Source organism: Pandoraea sputorum (assembly GCF_000814845.2).
Lineage (GTDB): Bacteria > Pseudomonadota > Gammaproteobacteria > Burkholderiales > Burkholderiaceae > Pandoraea > Pandoraea sputorum.
Genome location: NZ_CP010431.2, coordinates 3,497,562 through 3,518,471, shown reverse-complemented (window position 1 = coordinate 3,518,471; position 20,910 = coordinate 3,497,562). Strand labels below are relative to the sequence as shown.

Annotated in this window: 22 protein-coding genes; 10 read left to right on the top strand and 12 right to left on the bottom strand. The window is 62.0% G+C overall.

Annotated features, from left to right (window positions below; translation table 11 throughout):
• Window positions 1–12: 12 nt before the first annotated feature.
• On the bottom strand, window positions 13–933 hold the full coding sequence (locus NA29_RS15500; protein ID WP_039399373.1) for a LysR substrate-binding domain-containing protein: 921 nt from the start codon (window positions 931–933) through the stop codon (window positions 13–15).
• 132 nt (window positions 934–1,065) lie between these two features.
• Between NA29_RS15500 and NA29_RS15495 the strand changes: the two genes are divergently transcribed.
• Window positions 1,066–2,343, top strand: a complete 1,278-nt coding sequence (locus NA29_RS15495; protein ID WP_039399371.1) for an MFS transporter — start codon at window positions 1,066–1,068, stop codon at window positions 2,341–2,343.
• An 81-nt stretch (window positions 2,344–2,424) separates the two neighbouring features.
• Here the strand turns inward: NA29_RS15495 and NA29_RS15490 are convergent, their stop codons facing one another.
• From NA29_RS15490 to NA29_RS15470, 5 genes are all read right to left on the bottom strand, one after another.
• Entirely contained in the window at window positions 2,425–2,880 is a 456-nt protein-coding gene (locus NA29_RS15490; protein WP_039399369.1) for a RidA family protein, read from the bottom strand.
• An 81-nt stretch (window positions 2,881–2,961) separates the two neighbouring features.
• Window positions 2,962–4,152, bottom strand: coding sequence for an aminotransferase-like domain-containing protein (locus tag NA29_RS15485; protein WP_039399367.1), 1,191 nt, complete (start codon window positions 4,150–4,152; stop codon window positions 2,962–2,964).
• A gap of 141 nt (window positions 4,153–4,293) precedes the next feature.
• Window positions 4,294–5,190: a DMT family transporter gene (locus NA29_RS15480; RefSeq protein WP_052252976.1), complete on the bottom strand. Its 897-nt coding sequence runs from the start codon at window positions 5,188–5,190 to the stop codon at window positions 4,294–4,296.
• 77 nt (window positions 5,191–5,267) lie between these two features.
• The gene (locus NA29_RS15475; RefSeq protein WP_039403694.1) at window positions 5,268–5,954 is read right to left on the bottom strand and encodes a VOC family protein; all 687 of its coding nucleotides are present in this window, start codon (window positions 5,952–5,954) and stop codon (window positions 5,268–5,270) included.
• A gap of 143 nt (window positions 5,955–6,097) precedes the next feature.
• A complete protein-coding gene (locus NA29_RS15470) occupies window positions 6,098–6,469 on the bottom strand; it encodes a DUF2917 domain-containing protein (protein ID WP_052252975.1) in 372 nt (123 codons plus the stop codon).
• Window positions 6,470–6,749: 280 nt separating this feature from the next.
• Here NA29_RS15470 and NA29_RS15465 point away from each other — a divergent pair, with 280 nt between their 5' ends.
• The 5 genes from NA29_RS15465 to NA29_RS15445 all read left to right on the top strand — a co-directional run bounded on the left by NA29_RS15465 (window position 6,750) and on the right by NA29_RS15445 (window position 12,713).
• Window positions 6,750–8,195: an aminotransferase-like domain-containing protein gene (locus NA29_RS15465; RefSeq protein WP_052253274.1), complete on the top strand. Its 1,446-nt coding sequence runs from the start codon at window positions 6,750–6,752 to the stop codon at window positions 8,193–8,195.
• Window positions 8,196–8,504: 309 nt separating this feature from the next.
• The gene (gene htpG, locus NA29_RS15460) at window positions 8,505–10,391 is read left to right on the top strand and encodes a molecular chaperone HtpG (protein ID WP_039399365.1); all 1,887 of its coding nucleotides are present in this window, start codon (window positions 8,505–8,507) and stop codon (window positions 10,389–10,391) included.
• 224 nt (window positions 10,392–10,615) lie between these two features.
• The gene (locus NA29_RS15455) at window positions 10,616–11,212 is read left to right on the top strand and encodes a chorismate--pyruvate lyase family protein (protein ID WP_039399364.1); all 597 of its coding nucleotides are present in this window, start codon (window positions 10,616–10,618) and stop codon (window positions 11,210–11,212) included.
• 5 nt (window positions 11,213–11,217) lie between these two features.
• Window positions 11,218–11,754, top strand: a complete 537-nt coding sequence (locus tag NA29_RS15450) for a DNA-deoxyinosine glycosylase (RefSeq protein ID WP_039403685.1) — start codon at window positions 11,218–11,220, stop codon at window positions 11,752–11,754.
• 116 nt (window positions 11,755–11,870) lie between these two features.
• Window positions 11,871–12,713 (top strand): class I SAM-dependent methyltransferase, encoded by an 843-nt coding sequence (locus tag NA29_RS15445; RefSeq protein WP_039399362.1) that lies wholly within the window; start codon window positions 11,871–11,873, stop codon window positions 12,711–12,713.
• Window positions 12,714–12,849: 136 nt separating this feature from the next.
• Here NA29_RS15445 and NA29_RS15440 read toward each other — a convergent pair whose 3' ends face one another.
• The 4 genes from NA29_RS15440 to NA29_RS15425 form a co-directional block, all read right to left on the bottom strand.
• Window positions 12,850–13,194 (bottom strand): DUF2322 family protein, encoded by a 345-nt coding sequence (locus tag NA29_RS15440; protein ID WP_039399360.1) that lies wholly within the window; start codon window positions 13,192–13,194, stop codon window positions 12,850–12,852.
• 79 nt (window positions 13,195–13,273) lie between these two features.
• Window positions 13,274–14,470, bottom strand: a complete 1,197-nt coding sequence (locus NA29_RS15435; protein WP_039399358.1) for a benzoate/H(+) symporter BenE family transporter — start codon at window positions 14,468–14,470, stop codon at window positions 13,274–13,276.
• Window positions 14,471–14,612: 142 nt separating this feature from the next.
• Window positions 14,613–15,788 (bottom strand): vWA domain-containing protein, encoded by a 1,176-nt coding sequence (locus NA29_RS15430; protein ID WP_039399356.1) that lies wholly within the window; start codon window positions 15,786–15,788, stop codon window positions 14,613–14,615.
• Window positions 15,789–15,801: 13 nt separating this feature from the next.
• Window positions 15,802–16,644 (bottom strand): AAA family ATPase, encoded by an 843-nt coding sequence (locus NA29_RS15425; protein WP_046291474.1) that lies wholly within the window; start codon window positions 16,642–16,644, stop codon window positions 15,802–15,804.
• 332 nt (window positions 16,645–16,976) lie between these two features.
• Here NA29_RS15425 and NA29_RS15420 point away from each other — a divergent pair, with 332 nt between their 5' ends.
• Window positions 16,977–17,291: a c-type cytochrome gene (locus NA29_RS15420; protein WP_370855785.1), complete on the top strand. Its 315-nt coding sequence runs from the start codon at window positions 16,977–16,979 to the stop codon at window positions 17,289–17,291.
• A 46-nt stretch (window positions 17,292–17,337) separates the two neighbouring features.
• The gene (locus tag NA29_RS15415; RefSeq protein ID WP_039403682.1) at window positions 17,338–17,739 is read left to right on the top strand and encodes a c-type cytochrome; all 402 of its coding nucleotides are present in this window, start codon (window positions 17,338–17,340) and stop codon (window positions 17,737–17,739) included.
• A 141-nt stretch (window positions 17,740–17,880) separates the two neighbouring features.
• On the opposite strand, the gene NA29_RS15410 is transcribed toward NA29_RS15415, so the two are convergent.
• On the bottom strand, window positions 17,881–18,312 hold the full coding sequence (locus tag NA29_RS15410; protein WP_039399351.1) for a DUF1841 family protein: 432 nt from the start codon (window positions 18,310–18,312) through the stop codon (window positions 17,881–17,883).
• 167 nt (window positions 18,313–18,479) lie between these two features.
• Between NA29_RS15410 and NA29_RS15405 the strand changes: the two genes are divergently transcribed.
• Window positions 18,480–19,430 (top strand): DMT family transporter, encoded by a 951-nt coding sequence (locus NA29_RS15405; RefSeq protein WP_084103792.1) that lies wholly within the window; start codon window positions 18,480–18,482, stop codon window positions 19,428–19,430.
• A gap of 91 nt (window positions 19,431–19,521) precedes the next feature.
• Entirely contained in the window at window positions 19,522–20,115 is a 594-nt protein-coding gene (locus NA29_RS15400) for a malonic semialdehyde reductase (RefSeq protein WP_039399349.1), read from the top strand.
• Between the two features lie 133 nt (window positions 20,116–20,248).
• Here the strand turns inward: NA29_RS15400 and nth are convergent, their stop codons facing one another.
• Window positions 20,249–20,893: an endonuclease III gene (gene nth, locus NA29_RS15395; RefSeq protein ID WP_039399347.1), complete on the bottom strand. Its 645-nt coding sequence runs from the start codon at window positions 20,891–20,893 to the stop codon at window positions 20,249–20,251.
• Between the last annotated feature and the right edge of the window lie 17 nt (window positions 20,894–20,910).

Below are 20,910 nucleotides of genomic sequence, written 5' to 3'. Positions count from 1 at the left end.
GATCGCAGTGAATCAACTCGGCCGGGTTTCGTCGTCGACGGTCCCGGCCACTTCATGACACAGGGCGACAAACGCTTGCACGAGCGGGCTGTTGTCGTCGCGGCGCTTGCCGAGTAACAGCGCCGAGTGCGCATCCGGTTCGCTGAAGTCCATAAAGTGCGCGCCTTCGATCTGAATGCAACGCACGGCGGCCGGTAGCACGGCAACGCCCAGTCCACTTGCCGCGAGGGCGACGATGGTCGTCGACTCGCGCGCCTCCTGAACCACGCGCGGTGTAAAGCCCGCACGCTCGCACATCCTCCGAATCTGTCCGTCGACCGCTGTCCCCACGCCGTTGGGATGCATGATGAACGCTTCGTTGGCCAGATCCGCAATCGACACGCTGGCGTGCTTTGCCAACGCATGTCCCTGATGCAGGACGACGACCAGCGCTTCGTCGATCAACGTCTCGAAACTGAGCCCTGCCACGGGGGGCGCGTTCTCTGCCTGGCGAAGCAGGCCGATGTCCAGCGTCCGTTCGATGAGGGCTTCCCGTTGGCGCTCCGACGGTGCCTCACTGAGCGTTAGCGTCACACGCGGATACCGCTGCCGGTAGGTCGTCAGTACGCGTTTCATCAGGTTCGTCATGGGAGCCGACGTCGTGAACGCGATACGCAACTCGCCCGCGTCGAGCCCGGCAATTTGCTGCACTTCGAGACGAGCGGCTTCGGCATCGGCAAGAATCTGGCGCGCACGCACAAGAAACGCGCGTCCGGCGGGTGTGAGGAAGACGCGTCGTTGCGACCGCTCGAAGAGCGGCACGCCCAACTCATCCTCAAGCGCCCGGATCTGCATCGACAGCGGCGGCTGCCCGATGTTAAGGCGCTGCGCGGCCCGGCTGAAATGCAGTTCCTCTGCGACGGTCACGAAATAGCGAAGGTGACGCAGTTCCATTCATCAGGCCTCGATTGATCTGTTTTATATATAGAAATAAGGCTTAAATATATATTGGACGCGAGGTAAGGGCAAACCTATCATTCGTCCTAATACATTTCATCCTTGGTTCGCGCGAGGCGAACCAGCGTCATGGCATCAACCAACTCCCTACCTTTGTCTTCCGGCGGTGCGTCCGCCGGTAGTGCGTCTGCCCTCAAACTACCGGCGGGCGTTGCGCGTGGCACGCGCGAATATGCTGTCATCAGCCGCGCCTTGTTCTTCGGCGGTTTTTCGACGTTCGCGCAGCTTTACTGCATGCAATCGCTACTGCCCTTGCTGACGACCACGTTCGGCATTAGTCCGGCGCAGGCCAGTTGGTCCGTATCTGCGGCCACGATGATGATGGCGCTCGGTTTGCTCGTGACGTGTGTCGCGGCCGATCGCGTGAGCCGCAAGCGGATGATGACGATTGCATTGCTCAGCTCTTCCGTCCTCACGCTGGCCAGCGCATTCTCGACGAACTTCGAGACTATCGTGATTCTGGCGGCGCTCAAGGGGCTGGCCTTGTCCGGATTGCCAGCAATCGCCATGGCGTATCTGAGCGAAGAAATCGATCAGCGCTCGCTCGGCATGTCGATGGGGCTCTATATTGGCGGCAACATCCTCGGCGGGATGGCGGGGCGAGTGATGGCGGCGTTTGTTGCCGACATGTTCTCGTGGCGCGTGTCGGTGGGGCTGATCGGCCTCGTGTGTCTTGCAATGGGCCTTGAATTTGCCAGGAGCCTGCCGCATTCGCGTCGCTTCACCCCGCGTCATATGACGGTGCGCGAAGCGCTCGGGCATGCACGCCGACATCTGGGTGACCCGGCGTTGCTCGGCCTGTACCTGTTCGCGGGCCTGATGATGGGCAGCTTCGTCAGCGTCTACAACTATCTCGGGTTCTATCTGTCGGCACCGCCGTTTCATCTGCCGCATGCGGCCATTGGCGCGATTTTCACGATGTACCTGATCGGCGTTGTCGGTTCGTTCATCGCCGGGCCGCTGTCGGATCGCGTGGGACGGCCCCGTCTGTTGTGGGCGCTCGTTGCGCTGGCGATGGTGGGGCTTTTCACGATGCTGGCGTCGCAGGTGTCCGGGGTGGTGATCGGTCTGGCGATCTTCACGTTCGGCTTTTTCGGGGCGCACACCGTGGCCAGTAGCTGGGTCGGACGACGCGCCACGGAAGGGCGAGCGATTGCTTCCGCGCTGTATCTGTTCTTCTACTATCTGGGGTCCAGCCTACTGGGCAGCTTCTCGGGCGTCATGCTTAAGTCGCATGGCTGGCATGGCGTGGTCGCGTTGTTGTCGGTGGCCGTGGTGCTGTCGCTCGGTGTTGCGATCGCCATGCGCCGTGCGTACGGGACAGGAAAACCGGCTGCCATCGCGTAACCGTCACCGGCACCCGCATCCCCATAAAACAACAGCCACCCTCGGGTGGCTGTTGTCGTATGCCGTGATGCCGTGACGCCGTCAGGCAAGTTCGGCGATCAGTTCGATTTCGACACACGCGCCCAACGGAATCTGCGCCACGCCGAAGGCCGAGCGGGCGTGCTTGCCAGCGTCGCCGAAGACTTCGCCGAACAGTTCCGATGCGCCGTTCGTCACCAGATGCTGCTCGGTGAATTCTTGCGTCGAGTTCACGAGGCTCATCAGCTTCACAATGCGCTTGACCTTGTTCAGGTCGCCCGTGTGGGCGTGCAACGTGGCGATCAGTTCGATGGCGGTGGCGCGCGCCGCAGCCTTGCCGTCTTCGACGCTCACGTCCTGACCGAGCTTGCCGGTCCAGATCTTGCCGTCCTTCTTGGGCAAGTGGCCCGAGAGGAATACGGTGTTGCCGGTCTGTGCGGCCATCACGTAAGCGGCGGCGGGGGCGGCGGACGACGGCAGTTCGATACCCAGTTGCTTCAGTTTGTCGTAGACGGACATGTACGGCTTCCTTGCAAATTCGTTAATGGTTCAAATCGCGGATCGATCGAATCCGGTGGTAGCTCACGCGGCTCAGGTCGCTCAAGCAGCGCGGCGCGTGAGCGCGTCGGCGATCAGCGCGCCAAGACGCGCGACACCGATTTCGATTTTCTCGGGCGGCACCGTGACGAACGACAGTCGAAGCGTGTTCGATTGCGGCGTGCCCACATAGAAGGGCGCGCCGGGCACGAACGCGACATTCTGTGCGATCGCTTTTTCCAGCAACTGCATGGTGTCGATGCCCGCGGGCAATGTCAACCAGATGAACATGCCGCCTGCGGGCGTGGTCCACGTAGCATCGGTCGGCATGTGCTTCTTCAGCGAAGCGAGCATGGCCTGCGCTTGTGCGGCGTAGAGCATGCGAATCGACGGGATGTGCGTATCGAGAAAGCCATCCTTGACCACTTCGTACGCGATGCGTTGCGTCAGGCTGGGCGTATGCAGATCGGCGGCCTGCTTGGCCTGCACGAGCTTGGCAATCACCGCCTTCGGGCCAATGATGAAACCGAGTCGCAACCCGGGTGCGAGCACCTTGGAGAACGACCCCATGTACAGCACATGCTCCGGTGCGAGGGACATGAGGCTCGGCAAACGCTGGCCTTCGTAGTCGAGTTCACCGTAAGGATCGTCTTCGATGATGGCCAGGCCGTCGCGTTTGGCGATGGCGGCCAGCGCCTCGCGGCGTGCCATCGGCAGGCGTCGTCCCGTCGGATTCTGGAAGTTGGGCATCGCGTACAGGAAGCGCGCGCCCGCCACCAGCGCCGACGTCAGCGCCTCGGGCAGAAGGCCGTGATCGTCGGTCGGCACCGGCACGTACTTCGGTGCGAACAGCGAAAACGATTGCAGTGCGCCCAGATAGCTCGGTGCTTCAACAAGGACGCGGCTGCCTTCGTCGATGAAGATCTTGCCGATCAGATCGAGGCCTTGCTGCGAACCGGTGGTGATCAGTACGTTCTCAGGCGCAAGCGTCAGGCCGTCGCGTGAGTAACGCTTGGCGACCCATTCGCGCAGGGGCGCGAAGCCTTCCGTTGCGCTGTATTGCAGCGCCGCTTGCGGCGATTCGGTCAGGACGCGATCAGCGGCAGCACGCATTTGTGCGACAGGAAACGTGGCGGGCGAGGGCAGGCCGCCAGCAAAGGAAATGACGTCCGGGCGCTCGGTTACCTTGAGAATTTCGCGAATGGCCGAACTGGTCAGATTACGGGCGCGTTCGGAATATTGCCAATCGTGCATGATGGTCTCGCTGTGAGAGTGCGGCCTTTTCTGAGCGGCCGCGAGTATCGAACGTTGCGGGTGCCGGGCGCGTGAAGGCAGGCGCAACGTCAGGGGGCTGACTCATCGCGGCGCAGGGATCGCATGCGCCGCGATGGGTCGTCAGACCGGTTTGCCCGTGAGTCGCGAGGCGCCGATCTTCATGTTTTTACCGAGTGCGATGGTCAGTACGACACCGGCGGCAAACAACCAGGTGACCGCATCGACTTGTTCGCCGAAAAAGAGCGCGGACAACGCAATCGTGAAGAAAATCTGAAGCAATTGTACTTGGCCTACGCGCGCGATTCCGCCCATGGCGAGACCGGCATACCAGGCGAAGAAGCCGATGAACTGCGAGAAGAGGGTGACATAGGCGAACGCGCCCCAGGCCTTGCCGCTCACAGGCCACGGTTGCTGCCACGCAAGCCAGCCGACCGGCACCAGCAACACCGGTGCGGATACGACGAGTGCCCAGCAGATCACTTGCCAGCCGCCCATGTCGCGCGCGAGCTTGCCGCCCTCTGCATAACCCAGCGCGCCGATGACGATGGCAAGCAGCATCAGTCCGTCCGCCGCATGGAGGCTGCCGCCACCAGCACGAAGCGCGAAGGCAACGACGAGGGCGCTGCCGAGCAAGGCAAACACCCAGAAGCCACGCGAAGGACGTTCGCCGCCCAGCCAATATGCGTAAATCGCGACGAAGAACGGTTGCAGGCCGTTGACCACGGCCCCGTGAGATGCGGGGATGGTTTTCATGGCCCATGCCGAGAAAACGGGGAAGGCGATGATCACGCCGAGCGAGGTGATAGCCAGACTCTTGACCTGCGGCCACGTCGGCCACGGTTCCTTGCGCCACCAGAGCAGCGCGCCCGCGAAGACGGCTGCCACCAGCGCGCGCCCCAGTCCGTTAAGCAGCGGATTGACCTCCGCCACGACGATGCGCGTCATGGGCAACGTCAGACTGAAGATGAGCACGCCGATCAATCCGATCAGCATGCCCCGGGATTCGCGCGAATTCATGGTGTCGCCTCGTGGTTCTCTGTTTCTATGTTGTCCGCCCGCCATGCTCTGTGCCGGGCGTTGGGATCGGTTATGGCCTAACGCAAGGTGCGCGGACCGTTGGGGGTTTCGATTTCTGCGGCGAGCGACGGCTCGACCAGCGTCGCTTCGACGTTGACGAGGGCATCGGCACCCAGCCACTGCAATTGTTCTGCGATCACCGTTGCCTGCGGATGGAATCCACGCAGCGTGGTGACAGCGCAATCCGCGCACGGCAGTGCATCTGCCGGATGTTGCGGCGAATCCCACTGGATCAGCGTAGGCAGCAGACCCTGCCCCACACCTTGCCACGACGGCAGGCTACCGTCGTCGGGCACGCCGATCTGCCAGGTCAGTGCGCCGCGCTGCATCGCCACGACCGGCGCCAGACGTTGCGGATACTGTGCCTGCCAGCGCGGCAGCGAACGCGGACGATCGACACGCGCGACCCAGTGCGCAAGGTACGGACCGCGCGCGAGGCGCTCCCGAACGGTCTCGTCGTCGAGTCCGAACCAGCGCGCACGGCCCGGTGCGGGGGCTTCCGGATCGATGGCGATGATCTCCAGATAGGCACCGCCCCACAGACCCAGCAAACTGTTGTGCGTCCCCATGCGCGCGTGCTTACCGCCGCGTTGCGGCACGACGTCCGTGAGGCCAAGTTGCTCGATGACGTGCGCTTCGCCCGCTTCCAGCGTTTCTGCGGCGACGACAAGATGGTCCAGTTTCAGGGCGTGAGGTGCGGTCATGTTCGGTTCGGGCTGCAAAGACGGGCGACAAAAAACGATAGCTTACTCTGCCTGCGCGCCGATGCCGCGTCTTCCTGGGCCTGCATCGGTAAGTCCGGCAGGAACGGTCCGCAGCACGATCTGCGCGTCCAGTGTTGCCTGCGTTACCCGCGCGAGAGTCGCACTACCGTTGCGTCGGCCCGCTTCGTACGATTAGCCAGGCGCAATGCAAGGTTGCGCCACACCAGCCGCAATCCCGTGCCCGGTACGCGTCGGCTGCCAGACGCAGAAAGCGTCTTCGCAGGCTGACTCACACGCATGCGAGCGCCTTCCTGCCAGGTGCCCAGCCACACGCGCTGCCCGCCGCGAATCTCGAAGCTCTCGCCTGCACGCAGCCAATGGTCGTGCGGCTCGCCTTCCACGGTGAGCCAGAGCAGGCCCTGCAACACTTGCAGCGACTGCGGCGGTTCGGCAGCCGGGCTCTGCCAGACGACAGTCTGTTCCCGGTCCAGTTCGAAGAGTCGGATTTCACGCATAGCGGTCTCCAGTTGAGAGGACACTTTATCGGTTAACTCCGGTACAGTACCGATACAGATGGTGAGGTAATTCTCGGTACAGTTATGAGTTGACAGGGAAACTGGCTGGCGTACAGTGGCGATCCATGAGCGGCAGGGGCAGACACTTCGATGCGAATGGGGCTGTCAACCGGGTGGGGAGCGCCGATCGCTGCTCCCCAAAGGACTGCACGCGCGGGCATGACCGGCGCGTGATGTGCATCTCGCGTGGCCTGCCGGAGCGCGATACAGGTGAATGACGATGACGACAACGAACCGCATTTCTCCGCTGATTCTGGCGGACAACGCCGCGCTGGATACCGCGCGAATGACGCTTGTCGATCAGTTGGTGCATTGGGCAAGGCTGCGTATCGAGGAGCGGGTTTTCCTGCCGGGCATGCGTATGCCGTCGATCCGCTCGCTGGCGGAAGACAAACGCGTTTCGCGTTTCTCCGTTGTCGAAGCGTACGAGCGACTGGTGGCACAGGGGTATCTCGAAGCCCGGCGCGGCTCCGGTTTCTACGTACGCGAGCGACCGGTTATGCCGCCGCAAAATGCGGCCGCACCGATGGTCACGCAGGGGCCGCTCGACGTCGCCTGGCTGGTGCGCAGCATGCTGCATCAGGTGGCCCCCGAGCGCGGCCCGGGCATGGGGTATCTGCCTGCGAGCTGGCTCGACGCGGACATGATGACCTCTGCCATGCGCTCGATGAGTCGGCAGTCGAGCGCGCATCTGCTCCAGGCAGGCAATCCGCTGGGCTTTCTGCCGCTGCGCGTTCAACTCCAGACGCAACTCGCGGAGCTTGAAATCGGTGCGCGGCCCGACCAGATCGTGTTGACGTCGGGGATTACGCAGGCTGTGGACTTCTTGTTGCGGTTGTACGTACGGGCCGGTGATACGGTACTCGTCGGCGATCCGGCGTGGTTCGTCGTGTTCGGCCGCATCGCGTCACAGGGGGCCAATACCGTAGGCGTGCCCTATACGCCGGATGGCCTCGACATGCAGGCGCTGGAGCGGCTCGTGCAGCAGCACCGTCCCAAGTTGCTCATTCTGAATTCGATTCTGCAGAACCCGACCGGCACCTCGCTGACGCCCGCCCGCGCATTCCAGATTCTCCGTCTCGCCGAGCAGTACGACTTCATGGTGCTGGAAGACGATATCTACTGCGATTTGTGTCCGCCGCATCAGCAGGTGGCGCGTCTGGCGAGTCTCGATCAACTCAAGCGCGTGATCTACCTGGGGAGCTTTTCGAAGACCCTCGCGGCGAATCTGCGTGTGGCGTTCGTCGCCTGTTCACCCGAGTTGGCGAAGACGTTGGTCGATCACAAAATGCTGTCGGGATCGACCACGCCGGAGATCAACGAGCGCATCGTCTACAAGGCGCTGACCGAAGGGCATTACCGACGTCACGTGGAGCGGTTGCGTACCCGTCTTGACGAGGTCCGCGATGGCGCGCGGCGCAATCTGGAGCGTATGGGCTTGCGCATGTTCGGCGAACCGACCTCCGGCATGTTCTTCTGGGCCGACACCGGCATCGACACCAACGCCATTGCGGCCGCCGGGCACGAGGCGGGTTTTCTGTTTGCGCCGGGGGCGTTGTTCTCACCGCGTCAGGCGCCCAGTACATGGATGCGCATGAATATCGCCTGTTGCAGCGATCCGTCCATGTTGTCGTTCCTGTCGCGGCAATTGGAGTTGGCGGCATAAGCCAGCATGCCTGCATGAGGCAGCATGAGGCAGCATGAGCCGGTGGCGACGGTGCCGGGTACGCCCGTATTCGCGCCCATGCTTTGGGTTTTTGCCGGGTCTTGCCGTTTTTTCCGCTAACTTCGCCCATTCGTCAGCAAAATAGCGCTGAAATAACCTTGTTGGCGGCCTTGAAATGCGCGCCGCCCGTCCCTATGTTCCGACCTGTACCGCCGTTGCGGCAGCGCGCGCGCAACGGCGCCCGGCGGCGGTCCAGGCTGACACGCTGGACATTCCATTCATCTCACCGATTCATGAGGGTTCCCGACCATGGCGCAAGAAACCATGAGCTTTCAGGCAGAAGTCAAACAGCTTCTGCAACTGATGATTCATTCGCTGTACAGCAACAAGGAAATCTTCCTGCGCGAGCTGATCTCCAACGCCTCGGATGCCGCCGACAAGCTGCGCTTCGAAGCGATCAACAACGCAGCGCTGTACGAGCAGGATCCGGAACTCAAGATTCGCGTGTCGTTCGACAAGGACGCCCGCACCATCACCATCGAGGACAACGGCATCGGCATGAGCCGCGATGAAGCCGTTGCGCACCTCGGCACCATTGCCAAGTCCGGCACCAAGGAATTCTTCTCGAACCTGTCTGGCGATCAGCAGAAGGACGCAGCGCTGATCGGTCAGTTCGGTGTGGGTTTCTACTCAGGCTTCATCGTCGCCGACCGCATGACGGTCGAATCGCGTCGCGCCGGGCTGCCCGCCGCAGAGGGCGTGCGCTGGTCGTCGGCGGGCGAGGGCGACTTCTCGGTCGAGACCATCGAGCGCGCGCCGCGCGGCACCGCCATCACGCTTCATCTGCGTGAGGGCGAAGACGAGTTGCTGTCGTCTTGGCAATTGCAATCGATCATCCGCAAGTATTCCGATCATATTTCGCTGCCGATCGTGATGCGCGGCGAGTCGTGGGACGAAGAAAAGCAGGCGATGGTCCCCGCTGAGACGGACGAGACCGTCAATCAGGCGAGCGCGCTTTGGACCCGTAGCAAGAGCGAGATCACCGACGAGCAGTACACGCAGTTCTACCAGCACATCGCGCACGACATGCAAGCGCCGCTGGCATGGACGCATAACCGCGTAGAGGGTCGCAGCGAATATACGCAACTGCTGTATGTGCCCGGCCACGCGCCGTACGACCTGTGGGATCGCAACTCGCAAGGTGGCCTGAAGCTGTACGTAAAGCGCGTCTTCATCATGGACGATGCGGAGCAGCTCCTCCCGAACTACCTTCGCTTTGTGCGCGGGGTCGTCGATTCGGCAGATCTGCCGCTGAACGTCTCGCGAGAAATTCTTCAGGAAAGCCGCGATGTGAAGGCCATCCGCGAAGGGTGTGCGAAGCGCGTGCTCGGTTTGCTGGAAGATCTGGCAGAGAACCAGCAGGATAAGTACACGCAGTTCTGGGGTGCATTCGGTCAGGTACTCAAGGAAGGCACGGGCGAAGACCAGGCCAACCGCGAGCGCATCGCCAAGCTGCTGCGTTTCGCGAGCACGCACAACGATTCGGCCGAGCAGACGGTATCGCTTGCCGACTACGTGAGCCGCATGAAGGAAGGTCAGGACAAGATTTACTACGTGACGGCAGAGAGCTGGGTGGCCGCAAGTCACAGCCCGCATCTTGAGGTGTTCCGCAAGAAGGGTGTGGAAGTGCTGCTGCTGACCGACCGTGTGGACGAATGGATGCTCTCGTACGTCCATGAGTTCGACGGCAAGGCACTCGTGAGCGTGGCGCGCGGTGATCTCGACCTGGGTTCGCTGGAAGACGCCAGCGAAAAGGAAGCGCAGGAGAAGACCAGTGACGACCTCAAGCCGCTCGTCGAAAAGATGAAGGAAGTGCTCGCCGACAAGGCCAAGGATGTGCGGGTGACGTTCCGTCTGACCGATTCGCCGTCGTGTCTGGTGTCCGACGAGAACGACATGAGCGGCACGCTTCAGCGCCTGATGAAGGCGGCCGGTCAAAAGATGCCGGAGTTCCGTCCGATTCTCGAGATCAACCCGGAACATGCGCTGATCAAGCGTCTCACGGCCGAGAGCGCCGACCTCTCCGACTGGACGCAACTCTTGTTCGAGCAGGCGTTGCTGGCCGAAGGCGGCAATCTGGAAGATCCGGCGGCGTTCGTGAAGCGTACCAACGCGTTGCTGCTGTCTGCACGTTGATTGCGTAGCGCAAACGGCGGGAAGGTTTTGACGTAACGCCGTCGGCGTAGTGTTGTGCGCGAAGCGATGAAGGCCCCCGTGACGAAATGTCGCGGGGGCTTTTTCTTGTCTGACGGAATCCGGCGAAGGTCGACAGGGCCTTTGTTTGCAGGGGTGCGGCACGCGGCAGACCGGTGGTTGCGTGAGCGGCGCGCGGACACGTTGCCCCCTTATAATGCCGAGCCATGACTTTCCGATTCGATGTAAGCGGGCGGCGCTGGCAGGCTGTCCCGGCACCGGCGCTGTCGCGTCGTCACAAAGACTGGTTGACCCGGGGCGGCGCGCTCACGCGCCATTTGTCCACGCTCGGCCGTGTGAGCGTGCGGGTCGTGGCCGAACGTGTGATGCCCGCCGATGCAGATCAATGCCGTGCGATTGGCGTGCCGTTGCGTACGCCGATGTGGGCGCGCGACGTCATCCTGCTAGTTGACGACGAGCCTGTCGTCGTGGCGCACAGCGTCACGCCGCTCACGCATAGCCGTTCGATCTGGCAGGCGATGCGTCGCCTGCGTACCCGTCCGCTCGCCGATCTGCTCTATCACGATCCCACGGTCACGCGTTCCGTTCTGGTGTCCAGTCCGCTCGGCCCACACCATCTGTTGCACGGTCGTGCGCGACGCGATGCACGCGACCCGCTCATGGGTGCCAACCCGCGCGCGCGGTTGTGGGCGCGTCGTTCGGTGTTCGTGCGTCATGGTGCGCCGCTGCTCGTCACCGAAGCGTTTCTGCCGCGCTTCTGGCGTCGTTTGCAAGCCATGCATGGCGAGACGGTGAGCAATTGAGCATCATGCCGACGCCGTCCGCGCCCCAACTCAAACGCAACTTTCCGCCGGTGGTGGACGCCCACACGCGTGTCCTGATCCTCGGCAGTTTACCGGGCGAGGTCTCGCTCGCGCACCAGCAGTACTACGCCCATCCACAGAATCGTTTCTGGCATCTGGTGGGCGAGGTCCTGGGCGAATCCCTGCCGACGCTGCCCTACGACGCACGCCTCGATGTGCTGCGTGCACACGGCGTGGGGCTTTGGGATGTGGTGGCAGAGGCGCGTCGCGAGGGGAGTCTCGATAGCAACATCCGCTTGCATGCGGGCAGCGACCTCGCGGGCCTGATCAGCACCTTGCCGTCGCTGCGAGCGGTCGCTTTCAACGGCGGCACGGCAGCGCGCATCGGCCAGCGTGCGCTCGCCCAGGGCAACGTGCCGTTGCCGGTCGTACTGCTCCCGTCGAGCAGCCCCGCCTATACGATCCCGTTCGCGACCAAACGCGACGCCTGGCTTGTACTACGTGACTGGCTGGGAACGCCGGACATCTCATCTGCTCGCTAAAGGTGACGTGAAACGTCGCACTTGCGTAGAGGAGAAGCGTGCCGCCGACAGGCGAAGCGCGTGAACCCGGTACAATGCGAACCCATCGGAATATCCCGAGCAATACTGAAGGACACATGACCCTCATCAAACGCAAATCCATCGAAGCCGAAGCGTTCGTCGCCGACGACCGTGCCGCCCGTTCACCGCGTCCCACGTACAAGCCGCGTTTCGCGCCGGTGACGTTCTCTGAAATCGGTGGCGTGCGTTACCTGCATTTCGGCACGGAATGGGTGCAAGGGGCGATGCGTCTGTCGAAGCCGGATCGTATCGAACTGGAATACGCGCAGCAGATGATGGCTTGGTTGCTGTTCATGCGCGCACCGAAGCACGTGGTGCAACTGGGCCTTGGCACCGGCTCGATCACGAAGTTCTCGGCCAAGCAATTCCCGCGCACGCAAGTGACGGCAGTTGAGCTGAACCCGGCGGTGGTCGTCGCTGCTCGCACGATGTTCGATCTGCCGAGCGATTCGCGTCGATTGAAGGTGCTGGAAGCGGATGCGTGGGACTACGTCACCGACACCGCAAATCATGGTGCTGTCGACGTCCTGCAAATCGACCTGTACGACGCCACCGCACGCGGTCCGGTCCATGACACCCCGGCGTTCTACAAGGCGTGCCGTGCCACGTTGCGCGAGCCGGGCATGCTGACGATGAACCTCTTTGGCGATCACGACAGCTATCCGAAGAACATCCGTCGTTTGCGTCAGGCTTTCGACAATCGCGTGATTGAATTCCCGGAAGTCCATGACGGCAACGTTATCGTGCTGGCGTTCAACGGACCGCTGCTGTCGGTGGAATGGAAAGACGTGGAAGCACGTGCCAAGGTGGTGGAAGCCGCGACCGGCTTGCCTGCAAAGCGTTGGGTTAAGCAACTTCGCGAGAAGAATGGCGACGGTGGTCCAGTCCTGACGGTCTGACGTTGTCCGCGTAGCTACGCATCGCTGCATCGCAGAAGCCACAGTTTGCGGCAGACGCAAAAAAAGCCAGCCGAGAGGCTGGCTTTTTCTTTTTGCGCGATGTTCGGTCCCGGCGCGCCGGGACCGTGCGCCCGCTTCAGGCGGCGACTTCGTCGATCGTCAGCGCTTCGCCACCGGCAACGATCGCCAGCAGACGGTCGACGTTCGGGTGTGCGCCGGGACGGTTGCGCGCGTCTGCGGTGTGCTCACCGAAAACCGCCAGTGCGTGCTCGGCGGCCTTGGCGTCGAGCGTACCGAAGGCTTGCTTGAGGTAGTGGTAGACGGCGAGCGAGCCTTGCTTGCCCGGTGCATTTTCGATGGTGCCCACGACGGCGCCGCCAGCATTGCGCAGGTCGATGCGCGCGATGCCTTCGATGCTGCCGATCGAGGCCATCTGGGCGAGGTTTTCCTTGAACACCGGGGTCGGTTCGATGACTGCCATGGTTGTACTGCTCCTGCGGTTACGTCAGATGAATTGAAATCGTTGCGGGCCGAATGTTATCACTCCGGCCCGGGCGGGATCAGGCGCGTCGCCATTGCAGAATCGCCAGCGTTACCACCCCGGCGATCAGTCCCCAGAAGGCGGACCCGATGGAGAGCAGCGTCAGTCCCGAGGCGGTCACCATGAACGTGATGAGCGCGGCTTCGCGTTGCTTCGTGTCATGCATGGCATTCGCCAGCCCGTTCATGATCGAGCCGAACAGAGCCAGCGCGGCGATGGAGACGACGAGGGCCTTCGGAAACGCCGCAAACAGCGCTGCGATGGTCGCACCGAATGTTCCGGCGATCAGATAAAAGACGCCCGACCATACTGCTGCCGTATAGCGTTTCGCAGGGTCTTCATGCGCTTCGCGTCCCGTGCAGATCGCCGCGGTGATGGCCGCCAGATGGATGCCGTGCGACCCGAACGGCGCGAGCAGCACCGACGCGATACCGGTCGTCGAAATCAACGGCGATGCGGGGACGTTGTAACCATCCGCACGCAAGACGGCGAGTCCGGGGACGTTCTGCGACGCCATGGCCACCACGAACAGCGGGATCGCGATGCTGATCGTCGCCGACAACGAGAACGACGGCGTGGTCCACACCGGCTTTGCCAGCGACACGTTGAAATGACTGAAATCGAGCAGGCCCAGCCCACCGGCAACGGCTGTACCCACGATCAGCGCCAGCAGAATAGCGTAGCGCGAGGCGAGTCGTTTGACGATGAGGTACGTGAAGAACATGGAGAGCACGAGTGCCGTCTGGTGCTGCGCGGCGACGAAAATCTCCAGTCCGATGCGAAACAGAATGCCCGCCAGCAGCGCAGACGCCAATGCGGGTGGCACGCGCCGCATGATCGTTTCGAAGCCCCCCGTCAGTCCGCAGATCGCGATGAGCGCATTGCAGACGATGAACGCGCCGATGGCCTCACCGTACGGCACACCCGGCAGCGACGTAATCAGCAGGGCGGCGCCTGGCGTCGACCACGCGATCACCACCGGCGTGCGGTAGCGAAGCGATAGTCCGATGGTCGTCAGTCCCATGCCGATGGACAGCGCCCAGATCCACGACGAAATCTGCGCAGGCGAGAGATGGGCGGCCTGTCCGGCCTGAAACATAAGGATGAGCGAACTGGTGTAGCCGGTCATCATCGCCACGAAGCCGGCCACGATGGCCGATGGCGACGTGTCCGCCAGCGGGCGCAGCGGGGGCAGGGGAGTGGTGCTCGACGTCATGATGGCGTGCTGTCTCTTTGGTTGCGTTGTTGTTGTGATGTGCGGCGGTTCTGCCGCATTGTGCGGCGTGCCGTTGTGTGCGGACGGCGTGCGCCATGCCGTGAATCTGCGGAGTATCTGCCGTGACGCGGGGATTTCCAGGTTACTTGCTTAGTACCCGCATGGCCGATTCCAGCCCCGCCAGCGTAATCGGATACATACGATTCGCAAAGAGCTGGCGGATCACCGAAATCGATTGACGATATTGCCAAATGGCTTCCGGCTCAGGGTTGAGCCACGCGTGATGCGGGTATCGGTCGATAAAGCGCCGCAGCCAGACAGCGCCCGCTTCCTTGTTGTTGTACTCGACGGAGCCACCCGGTTGCAGTACTTCGTACGGACTCATCGTCGCATCGCCCACGAAGATCAACTTGTAGTCGGCCGGATATTTACGCAGCACGTCCCACGTCTCGAATCGCTCGTTGTGACGTCGGCGGTTCTGCCGCCAGAGATAGTCGTAGACGCAGTTGTGGAAATAGTAGAACTCGAGATGCTTGAATTCCGATTTCGCGGCCGAGAAGAGTTCTTCCGTGCGCGCGATGTGATCGTCCATCGACCCGCCCACGTCCAGCAGCATCAGCACCTTCACGTTGTTGTGACGCTCGGGCACCAGCTTCAGATCGAGCCAGCCTGCATTGGCTGCTGTGGAGCGAATCGTGTCGTCGAGATCGAGTTCCTCGGCGGCCCCTTCGCGCGCGAACTTACGCAGACGGCGTAGTGCAACCTTGATGTTGCGCGTGCCCAGTTCTACGGTGTCGTCGTAGTCGCGGTACGTACGTTGGTCCCATACTTTGACTGCGGTGCGATTGCCGTTGCTCTCGCCGCCGATGCGGATGCCTTCGGGATTGAAGCCGCCATTGCCGAACGGCGACGTGCCGCCCGTGCCGATCCACTTGCTGCCGCCTTCATGCCGCCCCTTCTGCTCGTCGAAGAGTTGCTTCAGGCGTTCCATGAGCTTGTCGATTCCGCCCAGCGCCTGAATACGCGCCTTGTCCTCGGGGGACAACTCGCGTTGCATCCGCTTCTTGAGCCAGTCGAGCGGCACTTCGCCGGAGGCGTCGACGATTTGCTGCACGCCTTTGAAGTACGCACCGAACGCCTGATCGAACTTGTCGTAGTGCTTCTCGTCCTTGATGAGCGAGAGGCGAGCGAGATAGTAGAACTCGTCGAGCGAGGGCGCGATCACCTGACGCTGAAGCGCTTCGAGCAGCGTCAGGTATTCCTTGACCGAGACCGGCAGCTTTGCCGCGCGCAAGGTGTAGAAGAAGTCGATCAGCATGACGTGGGCGCGCTTATCGGTTGGCGCGATTCATGAAGACGAGACGCTCGAACAGGTGCATGTCCTGCTCGTTCTTGAGCAAAGCGCCCGCAAGCGGCGGGATGGCCAGTTTGTTGTCGGCGCTGCGAAGGGCTTCAGGGCCGATTTCCTCGGCCATCAGCAGCTTGAGCCAGTCGATCAGTTCCGACGTCGACGGCTTCTTCTTCAGGCCCGGGATTTCGCGCACTTCGAAGAACGTCGCCATGGCGGCGTTGACCAGTTCGCGACGGATGTTCGGGAAGTGGACGTCGATGATCGACTGCATCGTCGCCGGTTCCGGGAACTTGATGTAGTGGAAGAAGCAGCGGCGCAGGAAGGCGTCGGGCAGTTCCTTCTCGTTGTTCGACGTGATGATGACGAGCGGACGGTGGCGGGCCTTCACCAGTTCTCGCGTCTCGTAGACGTAGAACTCCATGCGATCGAGCTCACGCAGCAAGTCGTTGGGGAATTCGATGTCGGCCTTGTCGATCTCGTCGATCAGCAACACGACCGGCTGGTCGGCCTCGAACGCTTGCCAGAGCACGCCCTTGACGATGTAGTTGGCGATGTCGCGAACGCGCTCGTCGCCCAGTTGCGAATCGCGCAGCCGCGAGACCGCGTCGTATTCGTAGAGCCCTTGCTGCGCCTTGGTGGTGGACTTCACGTGCCACTGCAGCAGTGGCATATCGAGGGCGGCAGCGACTTCCTCGGCGAGCATGGTTTTGCCGGTGCCAGGTTCGCCCTTGATGAGCAGCGGTCGTTGCAGCGTGGCCGCCGCGTTCACGGCGAGCTTGAGGTCGTCGGTGGCGACGTATTGGGAAGAGCCTTCAAAGCGCATTGTCAGAGCCGTCCGCGAACAGCCGGCCAACCGGCCGGGCAGGGAAAAAGTTCAGTATAAGACATTGCGCATATGGCTCGCTTGCACCTTGAAAATGTGCATTGACATCAATGGCTTGCGAAAAAACTTCGGAGAACTGTGCGGGTCAGCACCGAGTTTGCGCCTCGGAGGGTGTGGGTTACAATCGATTGCTTTTTTCACAGGTCGACCGCCTTGGAGCCGGGACGTCGATCTGCGTGTTGCGGGCCGGTATTCCAACCAAAAACGTTCCCAAGAAGACCATGAAAAAGTTCCTCACGATGATGGCGCTGGCGCTTGGCAGCACGTCGTTCATGTCGGTCAGCGCCCTTCATGCGGCCGAACTCAAGCCTGATATGGAGGCGGCAAAGAGCAAGGTGGCCATGTGCATTGGCTGCCACGGCATTGCCGACTATCGCACCGCGTTCCCCGAGGTGTATCACGTCCCCAAGATCGGCGGACAGAACGCGAAGTACATCGAAAACGCCCTGAAGGAATACGCAAAGGGCGATCGCAAGTTCCAGACGATGCATGGCATCGCAGCCACGTTGACCGAACAGGACATCGTCGACATCGCCGCGTACTACGCGGCGCAGACGGCGTCGACGCCGGTCAATCCCCAGAAATAATACGTGCGTGGCTGAGGAGAACACGATGAAGCATTCGATGCATTCGATGGCAAAGGCCGCTGCGGCAGTGTCCCTGACGCTGGGCGCGATGCTTGCCGCAACGAGCGGTAACGCAGTCGCTGCGGGCAATATCGCCAACGGTAAGGCGCTCGTCGACAAAGGCATGTGCGCCAGTTGCCACGGCGCCAACCTGAACGCGCCGATCACCCCGGAATACCCGAAGCTGGCTGGTCAATACGCGGATTACGTCTATAACGCGTTGCGTGCGTACCAGAACGAACACAGTCTGGTGTATGGCCGCAGCAACGCCATCATGAAGACGCAGGTCATGTCGAATCCGGCGACGCTCGACAAGGACGGCAAGCCGCGTCCGTTCACGTCGCAGGAACTGAAGGACATCTCCGCTTACATCGAGTCACTACCCGGCGATCTCGTGACGAAAAAGTAAGCGTTTCGACGTCTGCATGGAAAAACGACGGTTGCTGTCAAGGCAACCGTCGTTTGCTTTCGTGCGCTTAGTGCCGTGGGCGAGCGGTGAGTGCTGGCGGCTGCGCACCGTTTGCGTACCGCCGCAACGATCGGATGGCGCTTAGCGCGACGCCTGCTGCTCGATACGCTGGAGGTAGGCGTCCGAGTCGGGTGGCTGCCCGCTGCGCTGGGCTTCCCAAAGCGTCTGCCCCAGACACTCCATGATGCGATGCTGTGCTTCGTGCGGCGAGTCGAGACGATTCGTCAGTTTTTCGTACGCAGCGCGGATACCGGGCGGTTGATCGATGGAGACCTGCTCGCTGATCGCCAGGTGCATGGACAAATGCAGGAACGGGTTGGTCTGGCCTGCTTCCGGTGAGTAATCGCGGGCGCTGGCGTCTTCGGTATCGGCGAGCGCATCGTGGTACTCGGGGTGTTCGTTGATCCAGTCGGCGGCAATCGTTTCGAGCGGCGTCAGAATATTGCCGTCACGCTGCTTTTGCCACGTGGTGCAGAAGAATTGCCGGACTTCGTCACGGCTCGGATTAAACATGGGGACTCCGTGGGGTTCTTTTGAGGCGTCTTGTGGCGCGCCTTACCGTGGCTACAATGGCGAATCCGTTCGCATGATGCCGAAAGTCGCCGGGCGTGCCTGAGATGGACGGAACGCGCTAGTAACGCATGTAAAACATGCCGTATTGTCCCCCAAATCGCGTAATTATGTCGCAAAGCCCTCGTACCTCCACTGCAAGCGCAGCACCGGACAGCGTTCCCACCGCGCCTCACACGCCACCGTCCGCTTGGGGGGGCATTGCATTGATCGCCATCTCGGCCTCGGCGTTCGGGGCGATGGCGATTTTCGCGCGCGCGGCCACGGCTTCCGGCGCCGACATGTTCGCCATGCTGCTGTTCCGTTTTTTCGTCGCAGCCGTGCTGCTGCTCCTCTGGTGCCGCATGCAGCAGGTCCGCTTTCCGTCGCGTCGACAGTCGTTGCATATCGCGCTGATGGGCGGCATCGGCTACGTCGGTCAATCGCTGTGTTTCTTTGGCGCGTTGCAGTATGCACAGGCGTCGCTCGTCGCATTGCTGCTTTACCTTTACCCGGTATTCGTCACGCTTCTGGCGGCGGTTTTTCTGCATGAACGCCTCACGCCGGTAAAGCTCGGTGCCCTGGTGCTTTGCTCGCTGGGGACGGCGCTGACCGTTGGCGGCGGTCAGGGGCAGCCGCTGGGCATGGCGCTGGCGGTCGCCGCCGCGTTGATCTATTCGGGATACATCATCGTGGGCGCGCGGCTGACGCGGGGTGTCGACGCACGGGCGACGGCAACGCTAGTTTGTCTCGCGGCAACGGTATCCTTCGGCGTCTTGGCGGCGGTACGCAGCTCACAGGGGCTACCGTTGCGTTGGCCCGCAGAGATCGGCGGATGGGCGGCGCTCACCGCGATTGCCGTCTGTTCTACGGTCATCGCCATTCTGACCTTCTTCGCCGGTTTGCAGCGTCTTGGCGCGGGACGCGCCTCGATGCTCTCGACGCTGGAGCCCGTCGTAACGGTGCTGCTCGCGGCCATGCTGCTCGGCGAAACGCTCACGGCGGGACAGTGGGCAGGCGGGGCACTCATTCTGGCGGGTGTGCTCTGGCTGTCTGCGCGTGGGGCATCGGCAAGCGCTTGATTCCGCGTGCAATTTTGGCGCGTCTGCGCCCACCGGGCGGCAACGGTACAATCGCCCTTCGTTCGCTATTCAACACCCGAGGTCATTCGTCATGAGCATCATTGCCAAAGAAGCCATCGCCCAGTTGTTCACCGATGCCCGCACGCACAACGTGTGGCTCGACAAGCCGGTCAGCGACGAGACGCTGCGCGAACTCTACGATCTGGTGAAGTGGGGCCCGACGTCGGCCAACACGACGCCCGCCCGGATTGTCTTCGTGAAGAGCCCGGAGGCGAAGGCGAAACTGATCGAATGCATGGCACCCGGTAACGTGGACAAGACCCGCACGGCCCCCGTGACGGCCATCATTGCGTATGACCTGAAGTTCTACGAGCACCTGCCCAAGTTGTTCCCGAACGGTGCGGAGAAGATGGTGCCGATGTTCTCGGGGGACGCAGCCAAGGCAGCAGGCGCCGCCCATATGAACAGCTCGTTGCAAGGCGGCTACTTCATTCTGGCCGCACGCGCGTTGGGTCTGGATTGCGGTCCGATGGCCGGTTTCGATGCTCAAAAGGTCAACGATACGTTCTTTGCTGGCACCGAATGGCGTGTGAACTTCATCTGCAATCTGGGCTACGGCGATCAGGACAAGCTGTTCCCCCGCAACCCACGTTTGTCGTTCGACGAAGCGGCGCGCATCATCTGATGCAAGGTCGGTGAGGCTTTACGGCCTCATCCGAAGTGTGAAACGTACAAACAAAACGGGCGGTCCCGATATCGGGCCGCCCGTTTCGTTTGTGCTACCGCCATGGCTGATGTCGGTGAGCGTTAATGGCGTGTCACGCCTTCGGCGCAGGTGTTTTCGGCCGGAAATCGCAGAGCGGTTCGATGGCGCAATGCCAGCACTCCGGTTTGCGTGCCTTGCATACGTAGCGACCGTGCAAGATGAGCCAGTGATGTGCGTCGTGTTTGAACTCGCGCGGAGTCAGGCGTTCCAGTGCCAGTTCGACGGCCAGCGGGTCCTTGCCGGGCGCCAGTCCAGTGCGATTGGCGACACGGAAAATATGCGTATCGACCGCAATCGTGTCCTCGCCGAACGCGGTATTCAGTACGACGTTCGCGGTCTTGCGGCCAACGCCCGGCAACGCTTCGAGCGCTTCACGCGATCGCGGAACCTCCCCGGCGTGCTTGTCGAGCAGCAACTGGCAGGTGGCGATGACGTTCTTGGCCTTCGTGCGATACAGCCCGATCGTCTTGATGAAATCGGACACGCCTGCTTCGCCCAGCGCAATCATTTTTGCGGGCGTGTTCGCTACGGCGTAAAGCTTGCGGGTCGCTTTGTTCACCGAGACATCGGTCGCCTGTGCGGAGAGTAGTACCGCGATCAACAACTCGAAGGGCGACGTGTATTCCAACTCCGTCGTCGGTGTGGGATTGAGCTGTTGCAGCGTCTCGAACAGGGCACGGCGTTTGGCGTCGTTCATGGCGGGGGCGCGTGTGG